General features: G+C 33.9%; 20 protein-coding genes. All 20 read right to left on the bottom strand.

Features of this window, described 5'->3' with window-relative positions; genetic code table 11:
• Nucleotides 1-122: 122 nt before the first annotated feature.
• The 20 genes from pgtP to RTP99_RS12805 all read right to left on the bottom strand — a co-directional run bounded on the left by pgtP (nucleotide 123) and on the right by RTP99_RS12805 (nucleotide 22,043).
• The gene (gene pgtP / locus RTP99_RS12900; RefSeq protein ID WP_000477605.1) at nucleotides 123-1,457 is read right to left on the bottom strand and encodes an MFS transporter; all 1,335 of its coding nucleotides are present in this window, start codon (nucleotides 1,455-1,457) and stop codon (nucleotides 123-125) included.
• A 19-nt stretch (nucleotides 1,458-1,476) separates the two neighbouring features.
• Nucleotides 1,477-2,511 carry an ABC transporter substrate-binding protein gene (locus tag RTP99_RS12895; RefSeq protein ID WP_001225632.1) on the bottom strand — a complete coding sequence of 345 codons (1,035 nt, stop codon included), beginning with the start codon at nucleotides 2,509-2,511 and terminating at the stop codon, nucleotides 1,477-1,479.
• Complete coding sequence (locus RTP99_RS12890) at nucleotides 2,508-3,290, bottom strand: DUF3919 family protein (protein WP_000826630.1); 783 nt, start codon at nucleotides 3,288-3,290, stop codon at nucleotides 2,508-2,510. Before RTP99_RS12890 ends, RTP99_RS12895 begins: the two co-directional genes overlap by 4 nt.
• A 66-nt stretch (nucleotides 3,291-3,356) precedes the next feature.
• Nucleotides 3,357-4,787, bottom strand: coding sequence for a HAMP domain-containing sensor histidine kinase (locus tag RTP99_RS12885; protein ID WP_000054051.1), 1,431 nt, complete (start codon nucleotides 4,785-4,787; stop codon nucleotides 3,357-3,359).
• 11 nt (nucleotides 4,788-4,798) lie between these two features.
• Nucleotides 4,799-5,470 (bottom strand): response regulator transcription factor, encoded by a 672-nt coding sequence (locus tag RTP99_RS12880; RefSeq protein WP_000699577.1) that lies wholly within the window; start codon nucleotides 5,468-5,470, stop codon nucleotides 4,799-4,801.
• A gap of 121 nt (nucleotides 5,471-5,591) precedes the next feature.
• Nucleotides 5,592-6,584, bottom strand: coding sequence for a UDP-glucose 4-epimerase GalE (gene galE, locus RTP99_RS12875; RefSeq protein ID WP_001084666.1), 993 nt, complete (start codon nucleotides 6,582-6,584; stop codon nucleotides 5,592-5,594).
• Nucleotides 6,585-6,701: 117 nt separating this feature from the next.
• Complete coding sequence (gene galE, locus RTP99_RS12870) at nucleotides 6,702-7,718, bottom strand: UDP-glucose 4-epimerase GalE (protein WP_000996578.1); 1,017 nt, start codon at nucleotides 7,716-7,718, stop codon at nucleotides 6,702-6,704.
• Nucleotides 7,719-7,803: 85 nt separating this feature from the next.
• Nucleotides 7,804-8,622 (bottom strand): SGNH/GDSL hydrolase family protein, encoded by an 819-nt coding sequence (locus tag RTP99_RS12865; protein ID WP_001034201.1) that lies wholly within the window; start codon nucleotides 8,620-8,622, stop codon nucleotides 7,804-7,806.
• A 98-nt stretch (nucleotides 8,623-8,720) separates the two neighbouring features.
• Nucleotides 8,721-9,629 carry a polyisoprenyl-teichoic acid--peptidoglycan teichoic acid transferase TagU gene (gene tagU / locus RTP99_RS12860; protein WP_000727070.1) on the bottom strand — a complete coding sequence of 303 codons (909 nt, stop codon included), beginning with the start codon at nucleotides 9,627-9,629 and terminating at the stop codon, nucleotides 8,721-8,723.
• Nucleotides 9,630-9,795: 166 nt separating this feature from the next.
• Nucleotides 9,796-10,821: a GDP-mannose 4,6-dehydratase gene (locus RTP99_RS12855; protein ID WP_001109538.1), complete on the bottom strand. Its 1,026-nt coding sequence runs from the start codon at nucleotides 10,819-10,821 to the stop codon at nucleotides 9,796-9,798.
• Nucleotides 10,799-12,172 (bottom strand): UDP-glucose dehydrogenase family protein, encoded by a 1,374-nt coding sequence (locus RTP99_RS12850; protein WP_000276545.1) that lies wholly within the window; start codon nucleotides 12,170-12,172, stop codon nucleotides 10,799-10,801. The genes RTP99_RS12855 and RTP99_RS12850 overlap by 23 nt, the downstream gene beginning before the upstream one ends.
• Nucleotides 12,173-12,265: 93 nt before the next feature.
• Complete coding sequence (locus tag RTP99_RS12845; RefSeq protein WP_001256705.1) at nucleotides 12,266-13,786, bottom strand: MATE family efflux transporter; 1,521 nt, start codon at nucleotides 13,784-13,786, stop codon at nucleotides 12,266-12,268.
• A 22-nt stretch (nucleotides 13,787-13,808) separates the two neighbouring features.
• Entirely contained in the window at nucleotides 13,809-14,861 is a 1,053-nt protein-coding gene (locus tag RTP99_RS12840; RefSeq protein WP_001208782.1) for a glycosyltransferase family 2 protein, read from the bottom strand.
• 22 nt (nucleotides 14,862-14,883) lie between these two features.
• The gene (locus tag RTP99_RS12835) at nucleotides 14,884-15,786 is read right to left on the bottom strand and encodes an ATP-grasp fold amidoligase family protein (protein WP_000608671.1); all 903 of its coding nucleotides are present in this window, start codon (nucleotides 15,784-15,786) and stop codon (nucleotides 14,884-14,886) included.
• 40 nt (nucleotides 15,787-15,826) lie between these two features.
• On the bottom strand, nucleotides 15,827-17,044 hold the full coding sequence (locus RTP99_RS12830) for an O-antigen ligase family protein (RefSeq protein ID WP_000410612.1): 1,218 nt from the start codon (nucleotides 17,042-17,044) through the stop codon (nucleotides 15,827-15,829).
• 86 nt (nucleotides 17,045-17,130) lie between these two features.
• Nucleotides 17,131-18,243, bottom strand: coding sequence for a glycosyltransferase family 1 protein (locus RTP99_RS12825; protein ID WP_000159725.1), 1,113 nt, complete (start codon nucleotides 18,241-18,243; stop codon nucleotides 17,131-17,133).
• 111 nt (nucleotides 18,244-18,354) lie between these two features.
• Nucleotides 18,355-19,392 (bottom strand): glycosyltransferase, encoded by a 1,038-nt coding sequence (locus RTP99_RS12820; RefSeq protein ID WP_000278729.1) that lies wholly within the window; start codon nucleotides 19,390-19,392, stop codon nucleotides 18,355-18,357.
• A 68-nt stretch (nucleotides 19,393-19,460) separates the two neighbouring features.
• Entirely contained in the window at nucleotides 19,461-20,216 is a 756-nt protein-coding gene (locus RTP99_RS12815; protein ID WP_000606280.1) for a glycosyltransferase family 2 protein, read from the bottom strand.
• Nucleotides 20,217-20,235: 19 nt separating this feature from the next.
• The gene (locus tag RTP99_RS12810) at nucleotides 20,236-20,928 is read right to left on the bottom strand and encodes a sugar transferase (protein WP_001257886.1); all 693 of its coding nucleotides are present in this window, start codon (nucleotides 20,926-20,928) and stop codon (nucleotides 20,236-20,238) included.
• On the bottom strand, nucleotides 20,928-22,043 hold the full coding sequence (locus RTP99_RS12805) for a DegT/DnrJ/EryC1/StrS family aminotransferase (protein WP_000502776.1): 1,116 nt from the start codon (nucleotides 22,041-22,043) through the stop codon (nucleotides 20,928-20,930). Before RTP99_RS12805 ends, RTP99_RS12810 begins: the two co-directional genes overlap by 1 nt.
• Nucleotides 22,044-22,063 lie beyond the last annotated feature (20 nt).

The raw sequence follows: 22,063 nt of genomic DNA, 5'->3' as shown, positions 1-22,063 counted from the left end.
AACAAAAATTCCAATGATTAGAAATATGACATTATGTCTTTTAAGATAGATTTAAGGAAAGATTATAGTAATATAAGAAAAGCTATCCAAAATGATAATTGGATAGCTTTTCAAACAAAATATTACGCCGCTTTAGGCGCTTTGCTTTCATGTCCACGTTGAACGATGAACAAGAAGATCGTTGATAAAATAGCACCTGTTAATAGTAAGATGAAGCAACCATCCCAGCCAGAACGATCAACAATAACACCGATTGCTGCGTTTGCTACAAGACTTCCGCCTACGTAACCGAACAGACCACACATACCAACTGTCGTACCTACTGCAAATTTCGGTACTAATTCCATCGCACTTAAACCGATTAAGAACTGTGGTACATAAATTAAACAACCGATAATAGAAACTGCAATACTTACAACAAGTATGCTAGTTGCTTGCCAATATACAAACGTACCAATAACAACTCCGACCATACTAATGATACATAATGGCATACGTTTTCCTTTAAATAATTTATCACTTAAAAGACCAACGATTAATGAACTTGGAATTGCCATACCTTCAAAGATTGCGTACGCCGCATGTGCTTCATTTTTTGAGAAACCTTTAACTGTCGTTAAATAAAGTGGAACCCAGTTAATAACGCCGAAACGAATTAAATAAACGAATGCATTTGCAATACATAAGAACCATACAAATTTATTTTTCACTACATACTTCATTAAAATTTCTTTTGGTGACATCTTGTTAGCATGATCTGCTTTTTCAAGATTTTCATAGTCATTACGATACTCATCAATTGGAGGAAGACCTTCTGATTCCGGTGTATCCTTCGCATTAATCCAAACAAGAACTGCAATTACCATTGCGATAATCGCTGGGAAAATAAACACACCGCCTTGCCAATGATTTTCACCAAAAATACCTACACCAATTCCGACAAGTGGTGGTACAAGCATTCCACCAACGTTATGTGAAATATTCCAAAGACCTGTTTTCGTACCACGTTCTTTCTTTGAAAACCATTTCGTCATAACGATACTACAAGGAGGTGCACCCATACCTTGTACAATACCGTTCACAACAAGTAATGTAACAATCATCCCAAATGAAGATGCAAAACCGAAGCAAATATTTACAAGCCCTGATAAAAATAAACCGACCGCGATAAAGCGCTGGGCGAAAGCTTTATCTGATAAATTCCCCATAAAGAACTTACTAAATCCATAAACAATTGCCATTACTGAACCTAGTAGACCAATTTGAGCTGTACTAAAACCATATTCTTGTACTAAATACGTACTTGATAACGTAAAGTTACTACGAACTAAATAATAAGCAGCATATCCAACTGAAATTCCGATTAACACACGAATACGTAGTAATCGATATACACGGTCGATCATATCCGCAGGCAATCTTTCAATTGCAGGTGCTGGCTTGAGCCATTTAAACATATTCTTTCGTCTCCTTTTCTCACTTCTGAGAGAGACGTTGTCTATTCCATATCTCGATTATTCCACTATTTGATATATGTTGGTTCGTTCTTCTAACCGGCTGTCCCTCTATTTCTTTCTCGTTCTTCGCAAACATCGTTGGCACGCCAAACGAAACCTTTTCTAAAATGTGACCCGCTTCTTCTGATAAACAATAATCAATAAATAAATCCGCAATAATACCATTCGGTGCACGCTTTAGTTTCGAAATCGCATTAACAGATAGCCCTGTTTGCTCAGGTACGATACTTACAACTGGAAAGCCTTGTTTTTGAAGCATTCTCTGATCTCCCATGAAATTGATGCCTATCATATACTCACCACTCGCAACAAGCTCTACTGGCATGTAACCATTCACTGTTACTTCACCAACTTGCCCTGCAAAGTTCTTAACATATTCTTTCGCTTCCTCTTCACCTACAGTATCAATAAGTGATTGAAAAAACGTATAGGCTGTTCCTGAAACATTTGGATCTGGCATAACAATCTTTCCCTTATATACTGGATTTAATAAATCTTGCCACCTTGATGGATAAGGAAGTCCGAGCGGTGCTAATTCTTCGTTCCACCGCTCTTTATTGATCGCAATTGCCAGCTTCTCTACTTCATAACCGTACCAATAACCGTCTTTATCTTTCACAGTTTTTGAAATACGGTTCGCATGCTGACTCGTAACAGGAATAGATAGATTTTTTTGCTTCATCATTTGATGCGCGTCTACCGTACCGCCAATAATAATATCCGCTTTCGGATTTCCAGCTTCCTCTTCTACCCTGCGAAGAAGCTCTTCTGTCGAAAGACGAATAAATTCATACGTACAGCCGCGTGGTTTACAAAATGATGAAAGCAATGCTTCCCCAACTTCCTCGCGAGCCGCTACATACGCAACAAGATGACGATCATTCAAAATAGGGAGACCACTTTTATTATATTTAATAGAGGTTGTATCTCGAGAGCAACTAGACATCGCTCCTCCAATTACTAGCAAAAAGAAGAAAAAGGCTATCTTTCTCATGACACATTCTCCTTTACAAATACATTTGCGAGGGAGCTTTTCATATACATGACATTCCCATTATTATCACCGAGATATTGCACAACAAAATACGATGGATACACAGAAATAGTAAGAATGTCTTCACGATCATTCTTTATACGCTTACCTGTTTTATAAGCGGTAATATAAGCGATCGGTTCATTCTGTGATTGTAATAACTTCTGAATTTCTCCGTAATCTGTAATTTGCTTTGCGTACCGAATCGAATCAAGTATGTGCGTAACATTCACCGCACGTTCCACACCACCTTGGCGTACTATGACATCCTGTGCTGACGCAAAAAAATCATGAATACGTTCTGGTGTGTAATACAGGCTTAACAAATACGTTTGCAATGCTGAAATCATTGGATCCGTACCATTCTTTCCGTACATATCAGCCCCGTACTGGAACAAGTCACCTACTGCAAAAGTACGCTTCTGTCCATTCAAGTACGTTACTTCTCCAGTAAATACTTGTTCTTGATTCTTAGCTTCACTCGGATTGATTTGAATTCGGTCAAAGAATGAAACAATCGTATGCAAACGAACTTCATCCGTTATAACAATTTCTCCCCACTTTTCATGCCTAACCTTCATTTCAGTAGGCAGGGATTCATTCACTCTTTGTAAAACAGCTTGTTTGTCATTCACGATTGTGATCCGATTATATATTTGCTTCTCCATCACATAAAACAAAATAAGAGAAACGATTATACAAAGGACAAACATAAGAATTTGAAATGATAGCCTTTTCATTTCTGCCTACCTCCAAGATAAAAAAACGTTGTTTCGAAAATACCGCATAATTGTTTCATAAATGTATCATTTAACCGCTTTCAAGTTTTTTATGTCTTCCATCCGTCTCGGAAGCAAGAATGTGATAAATATGGTAGTACCAACCTCTTCACTACTCTCAATCCGCATACTTCCGCCCTGCTTATTCATAATCTCCTGACAAATATACAAACCATACCCATTCCCGTAACTAGAAGAAAGTACCTTCCCTTCTGGCGATTCATTCCACTCTGCCAGCACACCTTCATCTATACCAATGCCATCATCATGAACAAACACCTTCGCCTCACGTTCATTTACAATGACATTCATACGAATTTGCGTAGCATCGCTATATTTTATCGTATTATCTAGCACATTTAAGAAGATCTGTTTCGTCTTATCGAAATCGGCAACAACATATACATCTGTTAACTCATTGATAACTTCAATCTCAAACTTCTGCAGACGAGGTTTCACGATTGAAACTGCTTCTTCGGCTAATTCCTTTATATTCACAACTGTAGGTGATATTTCAAACGTACTCGTCCCGTACTTTGAAGACTTAAGTAATTCCTCTACAAGTGATAATAAACGCTCACTTTCTACAGCTACATAGCGCAAGCTCTCCTGTACATCTTCCTTCTCCTTTAACTTCGGAATTAAATCCACATAGCCAATAATCGCCGTTAGCGGTGTTTTTAGCTCATGCGTAATGCGATCTAAGAAATCTTTCTGCTTCTCTTTCTCTTCCTTCAATTGCTTAATATGTAGTTCAATCCCATCAGCCATCGCATTAAAAGACGCTGAAAGCTGCGCAATTTCCACATATTCATTTAGCTCAATCTTACTTTTATAATCACCATTCGCAAGCCGGTGCGCCATTTGTCTTAACTGATCAATCGGCTTATGAAGAGACTTCGCCAAACGAATCGCAAAGAAAATACCTGCAGCTACGAGACAAAGAGACGTCATTAAAAACGTCCAACCGACATTTGTTAACACTTCCTTCTCACCCGTTAACTCATTTATAAAACGAACACTACCAATGACATCGTTTCCATAATAAACCGGGCTTGAAAACAAAAGAATTGGAGCTGGGTCTCCCTCTTCAAACACATAAGATTTCTTTCCCTTCAAAGAACTCTCAATATCAATATTCCGATGAAGAAGCGCTCCCTTTTGCGTATCCGCCACAACATCCCCATTCTTCCCGATCATCTGTACACGGACATCCATGCGCTTCGCTAAATATGAAGCAATTAAAAGTGAATTCGGACCGAGCGTCTCTACCTCTGCTTCCTTCTCTAAATAATTCATCGTATAAATTTGTGCTTCTACACTTAACTTTTCTAAAGAATTTGCCGCGTTATGATACATATTCTTTTCTAACGTAATATAAACAACTGCGTACAAAAGAACAAAAATCGGGATTAACAGTCCAACGATTCCAAACACCATATTTCTTTTTAAAGACATACCATCACCACTTAACAATCCAGTTTATAACCAACGCCATAAATTGTCTTAATATATTCTCCGCTATTCCCTAACTTCTTCCGCAGTCTTTGCACCATAATATCAACCGCTCTCGTATTTCCGATATACTCAAATCCCCATACTTTCTCAAGTAACTCATCTCTCATAAATACACGCTGCGGATTGGAAACAAACAACTGACATAAATTAAACTCTCTGTACGTTAACTGAATCTCTTGCCCACTCACATGCACTTTTCTTTCCTTAGGACAAATCGTTATCTCTCCCGCCCCGATTACTTCATGGCTTACCGTTACCTCCTTCTTCTTCACGCGCCGCGTCATATTCTTGACCCGAAGAATAAGCTCCGCATAATTAAATGGCTTCGTCACATAATCATCTGCACCAAGCTGCAAGCCAAGCAATTTATCATTCATCTGACTCTTCGCAGTTAACATGAGCACTGGAATATCCCGATCCTTCTCCCGGAACAAACGAAGTAACTCATACCCATCTGTATCTGGAAGCATAACATCCAAAATCAAAACATCCGGTCCTTCATTCCATCTCTCTAAAGCTTCTCTCCCGTCAGCCGCCGTAAGCACTTCATATCCTTCCATCTCAAGCTGCATCCGAATCAAATTACGAATACTCGATTCATCATCCACTACAAGTATTTTCATCATTCTCCTCCTTCCATCCTGTATTATAGTACAGTTTAGTATAGCAAAAATCTTATAAAAAAAGAGAGGGTATTGTCGAACATATGTTGAACGACAATACCCTCTCCTTCACTTATTAGTCTTACTTATCATACCCATTAGGTTTCTTCTGATGCCAATTCCAAGCATGCTCAATGATTGTCTTCACATTTACATACTGAGGATCCCAACCTAACTTCTCTTTCGCTTTCTGAGAAGAAGCAACTAAACGTGCTGGATCTCCCGCACGGCGCGGTGCTACTTCAGCTGGAATTTCATGATTTGTAACTTCACGAACTGCATCAACGATTTCTTTAACACTGAAACCATTACCATTTCCTAAGTTATAGAAATCACTTTCTCCGCCGTTTTGTAGATCTTTAAGACCTAAGAAGTGAGCTGCTACTAAATCTTCAACGTGAATATAATCACGGATACAAGTACCGTCTGGTGTATTATAATCATCACCAAACATCATAATCTTCTCACGTTGACCTAACGCCACTTGCAATACAAGAGGAATTAAATGCGTCTCTGGACGGTGATCTTCCCCAATAATACCATTTGGAGTTGCACCAGCCACGTTAAAGTATCTGAAAATCTTATAACGTAAATTAGAAGCTTGGCTATACCAATGAAGCATCTTCTCGATTGCTAACTTCGTCTCTCCATACGTATTCGTTGGATTTGTCATCGTTTCCTCAGTAATAAGGTCTACATCTACCTCACCATACGTCGCCGCAGTAGAAGAGAAAATAAACTTATCTACCTTAAACTCATCCATTACCTCTAATAAACAAAGTGCACCATATACATTGTTATTATAATATTGCAGAGGCTTCTCCATACTAACTCCCACTAAAGAATCAGCTGCGAAATGCATAACCGCCTCAATATTTTCTTGTGTAAACACATCTCTTAAAAATGCTTTATCACGAAGGTCGCCATTATAAAACTTCGCGCCTTCCGTAATTGCATCCTCATGACCCGTTTGTAAGTTATCTACTACTACTACAGATAAACCTTCGTCTACTAACCTTTTCACAGCGTGCGAACCGATATAACCAGCTCCGCCGCAGATTAGGATTGAATTCATTGTATACCCACTTTCCACATAGCTAAATTTTCAGGCTTAGAACTATTTAATTTATAATATATTATACCATAGACATCTATCCCAATTACCTATAGTCTGTACACTAAAACCTTAATGCTATTTTGTGATATAACCATTTTTATTATTTAATTGCCATCTCCAAGAATCTGCACACATTTCTTCTAATCCATGTTTTGCTTCCCATCCTAATTCACGTTTTGCTTTTGATGCATCTGCAAAACATACCGCCACATCACCAGGACGACGCTCCGTAATTTTATAAGGAACTTTCTTGCCTGAAACCTTTTCAAATGCTTCAACCATCTCAAGCACACTATAACCTGTGCCTGTACCAAGGTTATAAGCATCTACTCCCGTTGTATTCATTACTTTTGCAAGTGCCTTTACATGACCATTTGCTAAGTCTACAACATGGATGTAATCACGGACTCCCGTGCCATCTTTCGTTGGATAGTCATTTCCAAATACACTTAATTCCTTTAGCTTACCTACTGCCACTTGTGTGACATATGGCATTAAGTTATTTGGAATTCCATTTGGATCTTCTCCAATTCTTCCACTCTCATGTGCACCAAATGGATTGAAATAACGAAGTAATGCGATACTCCATTCCGCATCTGCAAATGCTACATCACGCATCATTTGTTCGATCATCAATTTCGTTTGACCATATGGATTTGTTGCACTTAATGGAAATTCTTCTGTAATTGGTGATGTTTCTGGAATACCATATACCGTTGCAGATGAACTAAAAATCATCTTCTTCACATTATGCTTTTGCATCACTTCACATAATACTAATGTGCTGATAATGTTATTATGATAATACATTAATGGCTTTGCTACCGATTCCCCTACAGCTTTTAAACCTGCAAAGTGAATGACAGCTTCAATTGTATTTTCCTCAAAAATTTTATTCAGTGCCTCGTAATTCACAAGATCCTCTTTATAAAACTTAAATTGTTTTCCTGTTAACTCTTTCACTCGATTGATAGACTCTATTGAGCTATTTGAAAGATTATCTACTACAATAATTTCATAATCATTATTCAATAATTCTACGCATGTATGACTACCAATATATCCTACTCCACCTGTTACAAGTATTGCCATAAATATACCTCCAGTATTATTAAATATTAATAAAAAAGGAAATCATTTATCTTTTATAAAACAAATGATTTCCTTCCTACAGATTTTATTTAGCTATAAAATAATCCGTTACATATTGCGCCCATACTTCATGCCCTTTAGCACTTGGGAAACCAAACTCTTCTTGTAAGTAAGGTAAAATGGCCTTTGTTGTTGCATCAGGCCATGCTCCCCAATGATCCACATATGTATAACCATTTTGCGTCGCAAATTGCTTTAACGCCTCAATTGCCTTCGGATAATTCTTCGCACCATACACTGGGTTTGATGGTTGAATCATAATTGTAGCACCTTTTGCACTAGTGGAAAGTGCTTGTACAAACTTCTGCGTACTCGCAACTGAATTTCCATTACCAGTTTTACCATTGTCAGTAATAAACGGTGGCTCAAATAAGATCACATCTGGCTTTTCTTTCGCAATCTCTTTATCACGTTTATTCGCAATCAACTCGTCTGTACTTTCACCCTTATATTCTTTTACCGTCACATTCCATAAACCTTTACCATAAGAAGCATCTAGGTTAGCCGTTAACTTAGCTGCCCAAGCATCTTTTGCAGATGAAGAAGCTTCATCACCAACAATAACAAGGTTTACTGCCTTTTTATCCTCAGCGGCTTTCTTTAACTTCTCTTTCACTTCATCTGGTAAATTCTTCGCATATGCTTCATTAAAAGATGATTTCGCATCTTGTTTCTTCTCTGATTTCTTCGTTCCACTATCTTGAACTTCAGACTTCGTTTTCGTTACTTCACTCGTCTGTCCTGTTGCATTCGCAACCTTCTTATTCCAATATAATTTACCGCTCACAACCGAAGCGACAAACAATACAAAAATAACTAGGACAAGTACCGCTTTCTTATTCATCGATTCACCTCATCTATTATTCTCACAACATATAATACTAATATAAATTCACGCAAAAATAAACCCAACTCCTACCAAAGGAGTTGGGTTATTACATATTACTTAGTCACTTCAAGATGCGCTCTTAACTTATTCGTTAAATCTTGTTTCGCTGCATCTGGAACATAGTAGTACCAAATACCATCAGCGGCTTTGTGGCCATCACCTGGGATTTGAATATCCTCACTATTTTTCAAGCAATCTTTATAATTCTTTTGCATATCAAACATTTGATCTTGCGTTAAGTTTGTCTTCACATTCTTTTGAATCGCTGTTAACACATCACCATAGCTTGATAAAGAAGAGAAGCTTGCGCCTTTCTTAATTACAGCCTGCATTACTTGACGTTGACGCATTTGACGTCCGAAGTCGCCTCGTGGATCTTCTTTACGCATGCGTGTGTATGCTAAAGCTTGGTCACCATTTAAGTGGATATTCCCTTTTTGGAAGTGCTTTCCTTCTAAAGAAAACTCTAAATCATTATTTACATCTACACCGCCTACTGCATCGACAATATCCTTAAACCCTTCCATATTCACTTCAATATAGTAGTTAATAGGTACATTTAAGAACTTTTCTACAGTTGCGACAGACATATCTACGCCACCAAATGCATAAGCATGGTTAATTTTATCACTTTTTCCTTTTCCAACGATTTCTGTATATGTATCACGAGGGATACTTACTGTTTTCATTGAATTATTTTTAGGATTTAAAGTGATAACCATTAAAGAATCTGAACGTCCTTTATCTTCACCACGTTCATCGGCTCCTAGCAATAGGATTGAAACAGGCTCAGATTTATTGATTTTTTCTTCTTGTTTATTATTTTTATCACGCTCTAAAGGTTTATGAACTTCATTTAATGTATTTGAGACTTTAGAATATACATTATAGGCGTAAACTCCTCCACCTATAACTAATACTCCTATGATTCCTAATATCCAAAATAGGATTTTCTTTTTCATTATTATAGACCTCTTCTTTCCATCACCCTGAATAAATATCCAGATAATAAAAATAACACTTTAGTCTATTATACTAAGGATGCTAGACTATAACCAGCTTATTACATTCTATCTCAAGTATTCTGATGCACCGATAGGATTTTCTTTTTCAAAATCAGAATCCAGATTATTTCACTTTATAATACTCTATATACCAATTAGCGAATTCTTGTAAACCTTTTTCTATAGAAGTTTCAGGTTTAAAATCTACAGCCTTCTGTAATAAATCTGTAGATGCATAAGTAGCTGGTACATCTCCTGGTTTGATAGGCTCAAATACCTTTTCAAATGCCACTTCTCTTCCTAAAGCTTTACCTAGTACTTTCTCCAATGTTTCGATAAACACCATTAGTTTTTCAGGGTTATTATTTCCAATATTAAATACCTTATGCTCAACATCACCTTTAGGTGGATTACTTAAAAGTCGTTGAATTCCTTCAACGATATCATCGATATAAGTAAAATCACGATACAGGTCGTTTTCAAAATCACCATTATTAAATATTTTAATCGAATCGCCAGCAAAATATTTATCAGTAAAGCCAAAATAAGCCATATCCGGGCGCCCCAATGGACCATACACTGTAAAGAAACGAAGTCCAGTTGCAGGGATTTTGTACAAGTGACTATACGTATGAGCCATTAACTCATTTGATTTCTTAGTAGAAGCATAAAGCGAGACTGGATTGTCTACAAAATCTGTTTCCTCAAATGGTACCTTTTTATTAGCTCCATAAACAGAACTTGATGATGCGTATACAAGATGCTCAACAGGGAAATGTCTGCATGCTTCAAGAATATTATAAAAACCAATGATATTACTTTGAATGTATACATCTGGATTTTCAATTGAATATCTCACACCAGCTTGCGCAGCCAAATTCACTACAATATTAGGCTTGTACTCTTCAAAGAGCTTAGTAATCATATCCTTATCAGAAATATCACCTTTAATAAAAATAAATTTTTCATAGGGCTTTAATTGTTCTAAACGAGCATATTTAAGATTTACATCATAATAGTCATTTATATTATCAATACCTATTACTTTGCAACCTTGATCTAATAATTTTTTAGATAAAAAGTATCCTACAAAACCAGCTGCTCCAGTAATAAGATATGTTTTACTATTATCTAGAGGCCTGTAGTTCAATGTTATTCAACTCCTTCATACGATCTCTATTTGTTGATTTTCTACCAATGGAATGATATTCTATGCCCGCTTCTTGCATTGCTTGAACATCATAAATATTTCTTCCATCATAAATTAGTGGTGTTCTCATTAACTTTTTATACATCTCTGGAGTTAGTGCTTTCACTTCTCCCCACTCGGTGAAGATAAAGCAAACATTAGCCCCTTCTAACGCCTGTTCAATGTCTGTAACATATGTGATATTCCCATTTTTATTTCTTCCCTCAGGATATACTTTCGCAAAATTATTTGCACCGACCGGATCAAAAGCATAAATGTCTGCACCTTGCTCTAGTAGTAAAGGAATATTTTCAAGAGAGGCAGCTTCCCTTAAATCGTCTGTACCAGGTTTAAATGTTAAACCTAATACCGCTACTTTAAGACCATTAAAAGTAATTAATCTTTGACTCGCTTTTTTGTACAATAAAGTCTTTTGATCTTTATTCACATCAATTGCAGCCTTTATGGTTCTTAGTTCATAACCATTTTGTCTCGCTAAATACTCTAATGCTTTAGTATCTTTAGGGAAACATGAACCACCAAAACCAATACCTGCATTTAGAAATTTACTTCCAATACGCTCATCAAAACTCATACCTCTTGCAACATCTTGAATATCCGCACCAACTAACTCACAAAGGTTTGCAATATCATTCATATAAGAGATTTTAAGAGCTAAGAAATCATTGGAAGCATACTTAATCATTTCAGCAGATCGTCTATTAACTGAAACAATAGGTAAATGGAATGGTTTATAAAGATTCATTAATACTTCTTCTGCCCATTTACTTTCAGTACCAATAACAATTCTTTCTGCGTATAACGTATCATGGACAGCAGAACCTTGAGCTAAAAATTCTGGATTTGATGCTACTTCAACTTTCACATCATTAACTAAAAAGTCTTGAATAAACTGCTCTACCTTATCATTTGTTCCAATTGGAACAGTTGATTTTACAACAACAAGACAATCTTTTTCCACACTTTCAGCAATTTGTTTTGCCACGGTTGCAATATATGAAAGGTTTGCAGAACCATCAGCTTGTTCTGGGGTTCCTACTCCAATAAAAATTGCATCCGCATCTTTGTATGCTGATTGATAATCCGTTGTATAATTAATTCTTCCTGCAGTGTAATTTTTCTGCATAAGTTCTTCTAAATCCGCTTCATAGATTGGGGATACTCCAGATTCCATTAGCTTTACCTTTTCTTCATCAATATCAACGCACGTTACTTGATGTCCCACTTCTGCAAAGCACACTCCTGCTACTAAACCTACATAACCTGTTCCTGCTACTGCTATTTTATACATCATTACACCTTCCTTTTTTCACCATTCGCGCACCTTATACTAGAAAACATATCTAATAAAAAGCACTAAACATACTTATTTAAAAATATGGTACTATATATTTTTACTTTTTTTCTTAAAAAACATCCTTTTAGCAATTAAAATAATTTCTTTCATATCCTTATAATAAAATACTGTACCTATAAGGATAGTTATTAGAGTTGCTATTACAGCCACTTCTATCCCATATATAAACCAACTAATATACGAATCTAAGGTAAGAGAGGGCAGAAGTTTAACAACTAAAATTGTTACTACTGAACTCAGTGCATACACCATTATCTTTTTTATAAATATCCAGATACTTCTTTTTAATATATTTTTAGATAGGTATATCGCATATTGAACTGTTCTAAATAACATTGCACATAAAGTTCCTATTGCAACCCCTATAATCCCAAAGAAGTTAACTAAGATAAGAGATAAAACAATGTTAATTATAGCTTCAAGAATTGCGCCATTTCTCGTTTGCTTGTAATGACCCGCTGCTAAAACAACTGCATTGTACGGAATCCTAATACAAAAAATTGCTTCAGCAGCAATTAAGATATATGCAAATGTTGGCCTATAATAATCTGCATCGGTAATTCCACTAGTATACAGTGAAACAAAGGGTAATATTAACAATGCAGTAGATGTAAATAGTACTGTAGTTATAGTAAAAGAAGAGAATTCAAACATACGAAAATTTCTATTCAATACTTCCTTTTCATCTTTAGCAATCATATTACCGAAAGCGGCTTCTAAACCTGATGAAAAAGTAGCCGTTATTTTTTTTATACTAGAAACCACCAAATAATAAATGGAGTATACCGAAACCTCCTTCATATTAGCAAATATAGTAAGTAAGGCTATATCTGTATTAGTGTGCAATAAAAATGCAATATGGTGTCCCAAACCATCCCATCTTTGTTTAATAGCATTATTATCTGGCTGACAATCCTTTATAATCTTATATTTCCGGTGCACGTAAATATTTAATAACAGTGGTCTAATGACAAAAACTACTGCACTTCCCAATTTCACCATATGAATACTAGCATCTAAATTCACTAAAATTATAACTAATACTGTATTAAATGATAACGTAATAATCTGTACTACAGAAGTTACGTAGGACCTTTGATCGGCCTGTAATAAGATTTGATATGAAATCCCCAAATAATATTGAAAAAATGTACTTATACCTATAATTAGCACTAAAGTAAAAGTAAAAAACTTATCAAAATTATCTCCTACTAAATATGGAAATATTAGTGCCATAATTAATAAGTAACCTATGAATATATATGCCACTACTTTGAAAAACCGCTCTGTTGCCTTCATAATTCCACTTATGGAATTGATATTACTACTTGCCAACGGTTTATATAAAGCTGCACGAACAACTCCCCCTACCCCAGCTTCTAGTAAAATAATATACCCTAAAAACTGGGTGATTGAGTTAATGAGCCCATTGACATCTGAACCAAATGTACTAATTATTAAGCGTGGTAATATTAACCCGCAAATTATCGCCACTATTTGAAGTATTAATGCCACACTTATATTCGCTAATGCTTTTTTACTACGCATTCTCACTGCAATCCCTTCACTACTACGCAAAATACTTAGTAATTTTCTTTAATGAATTAATTACCTTTGCATAAATAAAAATCGCCTTATAATAATTTTTTCTTATCAAATAAAATAATATTTTCTTTTCCGATGAAAACCCTGAAATTTTAATTTTCTCCATCGCATCTTTATATAATTGCTCTTGCTGAAAATTAGTAATTATAGTGATTTTATCCTTTTTAGATATATTGGAATTTATCAATTCGAATATATAATTTAAAAATAATTGCATATAAAACTGATAAAACTCCTTCAAGTTATCCTCAGTATCCATACCCAATTTCTTCAAATAATAAAGTAAACTTCCCCTTACCACCGTAATATCCTTAAGAAAATTTACATTGAGGGTATTAGTAATACTACTTAATACCGTCCGATAATTATATAATGCACAATTAATATATATTGTTCTTTTTGATTTATACAGTAAAGGAAGAGATTGCAATAGATCCTCCCCATTTTTAACTTCATAATCCTGTGAATGATCTATATTATTTAATAAATTACGTTTCACTGCTTTACAGACTAAATTATTTAAATTGGAACTATTAATTATCTTTTTAAAAAGTTCCTCTTTATTCTTATTATCAAAAACTGTTTCATCTTTAAAAATAGAGGGAGCCTCAGATATGAACTCCCCCTTTTCTGAAACTCTTTTATATTTAAAAATTACCAAATCACAATTATATTCATCTATTGTTTGATTAATTTTTTCAAGCAATTCCGTTTCCCAATAATCGTCTGAATCGAGAAACAAACAAAAATCACCACTAGCTTTCGAAATGGCATTTTGTCTTGATGTCAAAAGTCCTTGATTATTTTGATGATACAGTTTTAATCTATTATCCTTTTTTGCATATTCTTCACATATCATACCACTTGAATCTGTAGATCCATCATTAATTAGAATGACCTCAAAATTTTGATATGTCTGATTTAGTACTGATTCTATACATTCAGCTATGAATTCTTCTACATTATATACTGGAATTAACACACTAAATTTTGGATTTTCTATATACAACTCTCTCATTCCATTTCTTCTTTTTACTTAATTATAAAATAGGTAATTTAATTAAATTACCCATTTCTATATCTAAATCTACCGGATCAAATTTCCCATAACCGGCTTCTGGATAAAAGGTTATCTCTCCAAAATAAAGTTTCTCATTTATTGAATAAAAATCAACCCTAACATATGGGTGCCCTTTTGATAGTATGTTAGCCAATTCAAGCATTTCTTTAAGTTTATTTGGTTTTTTTATAATTATATCAGGATTACTTGGATATTTTATTGAAGTGGGAACATATTCCCATTTACTATTATATAGATTTCTCTTATGACCATTAAATCTATCATAATCCACTTGTATAATTTTAGTTTCTCCATTAAAACAATACATTTTATAATCTTTTAGCTCTGTGCCCGATTCATCTACCATATATTTTTCGCAAACAATTTTTGGCTTTACATTTTTATATGGCCATTCTCTATGCATCCAATAATATTTTCTCTTTAACCACATATTAATTTCTTTTTTTAATTCTTTATAATTAATTTTTGATTTATCTTTACAAATATAAACATTTCCTGAAGTATGATTTGGTTTTAAGACAAATTGATTTGGTAATACCTCAAAATCTATTTCCTCAAAGCTATCATAGACACCGATTAGAGGTATTAAATATTCTTCACCAATTTTATCAGCAATATATTTTCTCACTTCAAACTTATCAACCATCGTTGTATATTCTGGATTTCGATTATGCAATTTTAGCCATTGTAATTTTTCATTAAATGTTTTTGGGTTTTCGAAATCTAACTTTTTTCCAGTTGTTAATTTATATTTAATTTCTAAGTAGGTCTTATCTGGAATTACCTTGGATATTTTTGTTCCCAAAATGTAAAGTATTGCCCGTTTTGGGTTCCTTATGCCTTTTATAATTTTATTAATCATTGATAGTTTCATCCTTATTAAATATTTTAAATTCCCTTACTTATTCGAGAGTTTTTTGTGTTAGTTCTTCACCACTAGGTTTACCAATTTTATATATTATACTTCCGATGGCCAATATCATACTAATGTGTTTATCGTAGTAATAAATTAATCCAACAGATAAAATAATATATATGCCTATTATGGCTATAAAAGAGTAACATAAAGCACTTTTTTGATTTTTCTTAGATTCTTTATACAGGCCTTTTAAAACAATAAAATGGGTCAAATAAAAGAGAAATGTCCCTATAATCCCTATACCAACTAAAAGCTCTACAAGGTTATTATGTGAATAAGTAAATTCTCCTCCAATTGCTTCAATCCCATATAAAGATCTAAAATTATCTATTCCATAACCTGTAATCGGTCGTTCTTGAAACCAATCTAATCCCATGTCAATCATATTTGCCCTAATATTTATAGAACCTTCATTTGCTCCTTTCCCTAGTATATATGAGAACAAATGCTCCATTCTAACACCTATTATTGTATATAATAATTCAACATTGAATATTACATATAGGCTTATTACTAGAGTAACAAGGATTCCTATTAAAGCTTTAATCTTACCTTTAATTCCCGCCTTCTGTTGAATTAGTAGAATCGCAATAATTGTAAGAACAACAAAAAGAAGCGCTTTTCTAGATCCTGTTAAAAAAACAACAAAAATATTTATTAGCATAATTGGCGTATATAATAAATATTTTTTCTCCTCAATAATGAAATAAAAGCAAAATATGGAGGATATCCCGATTATCATACCTATTGAATTAACATTTCCTAGCTCACTTCCATATCTAGTTACTTGAGAAAAGTCGGAACTAGCCAAAATATATACTCCCGTAATAAAACCTGAATATACAAAAGAAAGCAAAAAACTTCTTAATTTCTCGAATGTATCGATATAATTGACTAGAGAAATCATTAAAAAATAAATAAGTATTATAGTTTTAATCTTACTTACTGCAATACTTTGATTAATTGCAAAGAATACAGAAACAAAACAAACTAAAATAAATAAAAAATAAATAAATAAAAATTTATTAAATACTATTTTTTTTCTTGTTAGTAGGACATTAGACCATATAGCGGCTATAAAAGTCAACGCAAGAAAATTACTGATTGAATTCAATCCATCTCTAAAAGTAAATAAATATATACTTAATATATATAAAAACATTATTATGTTAATTATTCTGCTTAAGGTAAATTTCTCCATTACTAGCTCCATTCTTTAATTAAGATCTGCTACATTCTTATAAATGGTTATACAACTAATAAGTTTAAGCATATTTGATTAGCAATCTATTTTGTTACTAATTCCATCAATTTTTTTGATTCAAAATTAATATCATATCCCTTTTTAACAAAAGCTTTTTGTACATTACCTCGTTCATAACCATTTGAATACGTTAAAGCTTTTTCTGCCCATTTTTCTGGTTCCTTATTAATGGTAAGATACTCTATATTCCCCGTTATATCTGCCTCCCTAGTAATTGTATCTGAAATAATACAAGGTAAACCTGTACCCTGTGCTTCAATTACTGTATTAGGCATTCCTTCATACAGCGACGGAAAAATAAATACATCCATTGCCATCATAATATCAGGAACATCAGATCTAACCCCCGTGAAAATAACTTTTTCAACTAATCCCATCATTTCCACTTTTTTTCTAATATTATTTTCAAGAGAACCTTTTCCCGTTAAAACTAATATGCTATCGGCATTTCTTTTTACTATTTCCGAGAAAACATCGATTAAATAACTATGATTTTTCTGAGTATCAAATCTCCCCACATGACCAACAACAAATTTATCATCTAAGTTAAGCTCTTTCCTAAGTTTTTCTCTTTTTTCTTTATTAAATAGAAAAGAATCTAAAGGAATAGCGTTCTTAACAAGCATTGCTTTTCCATTCTCCACACAATTTTTACCAAAAGTATATTCTGCAGCTTCTGTAGATGGTGCAATCTTAACATTGGGAATTGTCATGGGTAGCCATTTAAATAGATTATGTAATACTCTACCAATTTCACTAGCGGCATTAGAATTACTAGACCTTTGTACCAAAGTTTTTGCTCCGCCCATTTTTGCTGCAATTAAATCAACTGTTGCCAATGAGTGTTGTGAGACTCTCATCACATATTCATACTTATTTTCTTTCACAACATTTTTTAATGTAAGAAAAGCCTTAATCCAGTTTTGAGATTTAGGCACTGCATAATAAACCTTTCCACCTAACTCCTTTATTTCTTCTTCATAATATCCTTTTTCTAAGGACATACAGTAAAAGTCCATTTGATATTTTGTTTTATCCAACGCACGATATAGCTTCATTAAGAAGGTTTCCGCACCACCTGCGTTAATTGTGTTTACAATACATAAAAGTCTTTTAGGTTGATTTTCTTTTGTCATTCCAAACATGCCCCTTACTCGATGCTTAATTTACCTTATATATGATCCGTCTAAATTAAATTTAACCTTAACAACACTTAATTTATCCTTTTGACATAAACACATAATCATTTACATATTTCGGATAAAATCACCAATAACCTTTTCTGGTAAAAACTCCTCGGCTTTCTTCAAACAATTCTCTTTCATATTTTCCATATTTTCAGGGGCATCTAATGCTGAATTTAAAAGCAATTCTAATTCTGATAAATGCATAAAATTATATATATGCCCTGTTACTCCTTCAGTAATAACTTCATCTGCTGAATTCCATTTTGATGCTATCACTGGAATTCCAGCAGCATATGCATCAATAATAGTGCCTGGTATCCCTTCAGTTTTAAAATGTGTTGGGAATAGTAATACAAAATAGCCTTTCAAAATCTCTACACTTTTATCAAAATCTACACTACCTTTATATGATATATAGTCCGGGAAACTATGTTGTAACTCTTCAAATCTTTCTTTATAGTCTTCTTCAATTTGCCCATATATATCAAGTGTAAGCTTCACTTCCCCTCTTAAGGTATTAATATTCTTTACTACCTTTATCGCATCCTCAATTCCCTTTTCTTTCATTACCCTAGAAAAAGTACACAACTTTAATGGCTTTCCATTTGAGAAACAAAGTTCATTTTTTGAAAGAATATTTAAACGCTTAAAGTTTACAAGCTTTTGCACATTATTTAGGCCTATTTGCTGAAGCGATTTTATCATACTGGTTGTTTCTGCATATACTCCATCTAACTTGCTGACTTGATTTTTAAGTTTTTGTTTTTCACTTAGCAAATTAGGTAACCATCCACCAATAACAACATAATGTAACTTCCTTTTATATATCTTATTTAAAAATAAGAACAATGGTACAAAGACACTAATTCCATTTTGCGCAGGTAAAATGATTATATTCTCACAATTCCGGATTAAAAAATAACAATCCAAAAATAACTTAAAAGGATTTTTTTTCCACCCATGGGTATCAACTATGTTTACATCTTGTGTTCCAAGGGCTAGTCTTAATTCTTTAGTTAATAATTTCGTTTTTACCGTCTGACCATTAAGGAGATTTTTTTCGCCCCCAAAGTGTCCACATACACCGACTTTATACATAAAAGCACCTCAATAGACAATTTCCATATGTCCCTAATTTTCTAAAAAAATTTTCACAAAAAAGTTTTTTAAAAATAATGCTTTTTCACTGCATTAATTCCATAAAAAAAGAAATAGTAAAGACATTTGGGCAATGATAATTTCTCAATATTTCTACAGTTATTCCAATGATTTTTAGCAGCCTTAAATTTATCATTTGAAATTGAACCTTCAACTTTTCTATAATAAGCTAAGCTTTCATCTAAACCATATGCTAGGTTCCCTTCCCTGAGGATCTTAGCCCATGTCATCGAATCATGATCTTTCTTTACATTAACCAATCTTACTTCTCCTACAATGTCAACGTTAATCATAACAGTCAATGTACCTATAATTGTATTTTTCATAAATTGGCTATAATTGAGCTGAGAAGGAACCTTAATAACTTTATTTTCTTCTTCTTTTAAAATCTCATATCCTGTAAACGAAAATCCTATATTATCCTTAATCATGAATTCTAATTGTTTCTGCAATTTATCAGGCTTCCACATATCATCTGCGTCTAAGAATGCAATAAAATTTCCATTTGCTTTTTCTAAAGCTTTATTTCTTGCCACCGCAGCGCCAGCATTTTCATCCAACTTAAAGTATTTAATCCGCTCATCTTTAAATTGGCTTATAACTTCTGCAGTGCTATCTTGGGAACAATCATCAGCAATAAACATTTCCCAATTTTCATGTGTTTGCGATAGCACACTTTTGATAGTATCACCTATGTATTCTTCAGAATTATATACAGGGGTGATTATTGAAACTAAAACATCTTTTCTATTCGCATTTATCATTTCCGCACCATCTCTCTTGTCAACCTAATTTTCTGCTCTCTTCTATTTTTCTAATGTACATTTCTTTATCAATCTGACCTATTCTTAACAAATAATCACCAAGATCCTCAGCTGTTTCCATACCTTCAGTACTTATTCCATCCCTCTTAAACACCTTAGAAATTGTTATAAAAATTATTCTCCAATCTCCTAAAAAAGAAATATCATTAATATATTGCAAATCAAAATTCAATTTTTCTTCCCAAGTAACACAATTTCGACCATTAACCTGAGCCCACCCAGTAAGCCCTGGCAAAACACTATGTCTCTTTCTTTGCTCTGGAGTCATGAATACCATATCACGGACCAATTGAGGTCTTGGTCCTACAATTGACATATCTCCTTTAAGAATATTAAATAGTTCAGGTAACTCATCAAGGGAAGTTGAACGCAAGAATTTCCCAAACTTTGTTAGCCTTATATCATCTGAAAGCAGTTCACCATCAGCGTCTCTTTCATCCGTCATCGTTCTAAATTTATACATCATAAAAACTTCTTCATTAAGTCCTGGTCTTTTTTGTTTAAATAAAACTGGACTACCTAATTTCGTTTTTACAAGTATAGAAACTATAAGAAACACTGGACTTAATACTATAATAGCAATTAAAGATAGTATAAAATCCATTGGTCTTTTTATAAACCGTCCATAGATGCCAACTTTAGAACTCCTCATTACACTATCCACAACCCTTTAATAATTTTCACAACTCTATCTAAGTCTTTATCTGTCATTTTTGTATCACTTGGTAGGCAAACACCATTCTCAAAAAGTTTCTCCGACACATCTGTACCAACAAAATCATATTTCTCAAAGAATGGTTGCAAGTGCATTGGCTTCCAAACTGGTCTAGATTCAATATTTTCTTTTTCAAGAGCTTCCATTACATCAATTGGGCGAATCTTACCGTTTAGTGTCATAGAACTTAGCCAATAGTTTGGTTCGTTCCACTCATTACTAGGCATAAATTCAATACCTTCAAGCCCTTCTAATTCTCTCTTATAAAAATTAAATATGTATCTTTTCTTCTGAACCCTTTGATCTAATACTTTAAGCTGCCCTCTACCAATACCAGCAACTACATTACTCATGCGATAGTTAAAACCTAATTCACTATGTTGGTAATGTCTCGCTTGATCTCTACTTTGAGTAGCCCAGAACCTTACCTTTGAAACTCTTTCTTCATTATTAGAAACGAGCATACCACCACCAGAGGTTGTAATAATCTTATTTCCATTAAAAGAGAAAATACCATAATCACCAAAACTTCCAGTATGCTTCCCTTTATAGTACGTTCCTAAAGATTCTGCAGCATCTTCAATTAAAGCCACATCATACTTTTTACAAAGTGCAACAATCTTATCCATATCTGCTGAAAGACCGTATAAATGAACTACGATAACTGCCTTTACGTTCGGATATTTTTTAAAAGCTTCTTCTAAAGCTTTAGGACACATATTCCAAGTTTCATAGTCACTATCTATGAAAACAGGAGTAGCATTTTGATAAATGATAGGGTTGGCAGTAGCTGAGAATGTAAGTGTTTGGCAGAAAACAATATCTCCCTCCCCTACTCCCGCTGCTTTTAAAGCCAAATGAATTGCAGCTGTCCCAGAAGACAGTGCTGCAGCTTCTTTAGAACCAACTTTCTCGGCTAGTTCTCTTTCAAACCCGTTTACATTTTCCCCAAGTGGTGCAATCCAATTTGTATCGAAAGCTTCCTTAACATAATGCATTTCATACCCTTCATCACTCATATGTGGTGATGAAAGAAATATTCTGTCTCCCATTTAAAAAACTTCCTTCCCTT

The sequence above is a fragment of the Bacillus sp. (in: firmicutes) genome (genome assembly GCF_031983925.1).
GTDB lineage: Bacteria > Bacillota > Bacilli > Bacillales > Bacillaceae_G > Bacillus_A > Bacillus_A pacificus.
The sequence above is the reverse complement of the archived record's forward strand: the minus strand, read 5'-3'. Positions and strand labels throughout refer to the sequence as shown.

Coding starts and splice junctions, on each gene's coding strand:
- RTP99_RS12885 (WP_000054051.1), bottom strand. CDS start 4,787: ATGTCTTTAAAAAGAAATATGGTGTTTGGAATCGTTGGACTGTTAATC.
- RTP99_RS12825 (WP_000159725.1), bottom strand. CDS start 18,243: ATGACAAAAGAAAATCAACCTAAAAGACTTTTATGTATTGTAAACACA.
- galE (WP_000996578.1), bottom strand. CDS start 7,718: ATGGCAATACTTGTAACAGGTGGAGTAGGATATATTGGTAGTCATACA.
- RTP99_RS12820 (WP_000278729.1), bottom strand. CDS start 19,392: ATGTATAAAGTCGGTGTATGTGGACACTTTGGGGGCGAAAAAAATCTC.
- galE (WP_001084666.1), bottom strand. CDS start 6,584: ATGAATTCAATCCTAATCTGCGGCGGAGCTGGTTATATCGGTTCGCAC.
- RTP99_RS12840 (WP_001208782.1), bottom strand. CDS start 14,861: ATGAGAGAGTTGTATATAGAAAATCCAAAATTTAGTGTGTTAATTCCA.
- RTP99_RS12805 (WP_000502776.1), bottom strand. CDS start 22,043: ATGGGAGACAGAATATTTCTTTCATCACCACATATGAGTGATGAAGGG.
- RTP99_RS12850 (WP_000276545.1), bottom strand. CDS start 12,172: ATGTATAAAATAGCAGTAGCAGGAACAGGTTATGTAGGTTTAGTAGCA.
- RTP99_RS12835 (WP_000608671.1), bottom strand. CDS start 15,786: ATGATTAATAAAATTATAAAAGGCATAAGGAACCCAAAACGGGCAATA.
- RTP99_RS12830 (WP_000410612.1), bottom strand. CDS start 17,044: ATGGAGAAATTTACCTTAAGCAGAATAATTAACATAATAATGTTTTTA.
- RTP99_RS12880 (WP_000699577.1), bottom strand. CDS start 5,470: ATGAAAATACTTGTAGTGGATGATGAATCGAGTATTCGTAATTTGATT.
- RTP99_RS12810 (WP_001257886.1), bottom strand. CDS start 20,928: ATGAGGAGTTCTAAAGTTGGCATCTATGGACGGTTTATAAAAAGACCA.
- tagU (WP_000727070.1), bottom strand. CDS start 9,629: ATGAAAAAGAAAATCCTATTTTGGATATTAGGAATCATAGGAGTATTA.
- RTP99_RS12815 (WP_000606280.1), bottom strand. CDS start 20,216: ATGATAAATGCGAATAGAAAAGATGTTTTAGTTTCAATAATCACCCCT.
- RTP99_RS12895 (WP_001225632.1), bottom strand. CDS start 2,511: ATGAGAAAGATAGCCTTTTTCTTCTTTTTGCTAGTAATTGGAGGAGCG.
- pgtP (WP_000477605.1), bottom strand. CDS start 1,457: ATGTTTAAATGGCTCAAGCCAGCACCTGCAATTGAAAGATTGCCTGCG.
- RTP99_RS12845 (WP_001256705.1), bottom strand. CDS start 13,786: ATGCGTAGTAAAAAAGCATTAGCGAATATAAGTGTGGCATTAATACTT.
- RTP99_RS12865 (WP_001034201.1), bottom strand. CDS start 8,622: ATGAATAAGAAAGCGGTACTTGTCCTAGTTATTTTTGTATTGTTTGTC.
- RTP99_RS12890 (WP_000826630.1), bottom strand. CDS start 3,290: ATGAAAAGGCTATCATTTCAAATTCTTATGTTTGTCCTTTGTATAATC.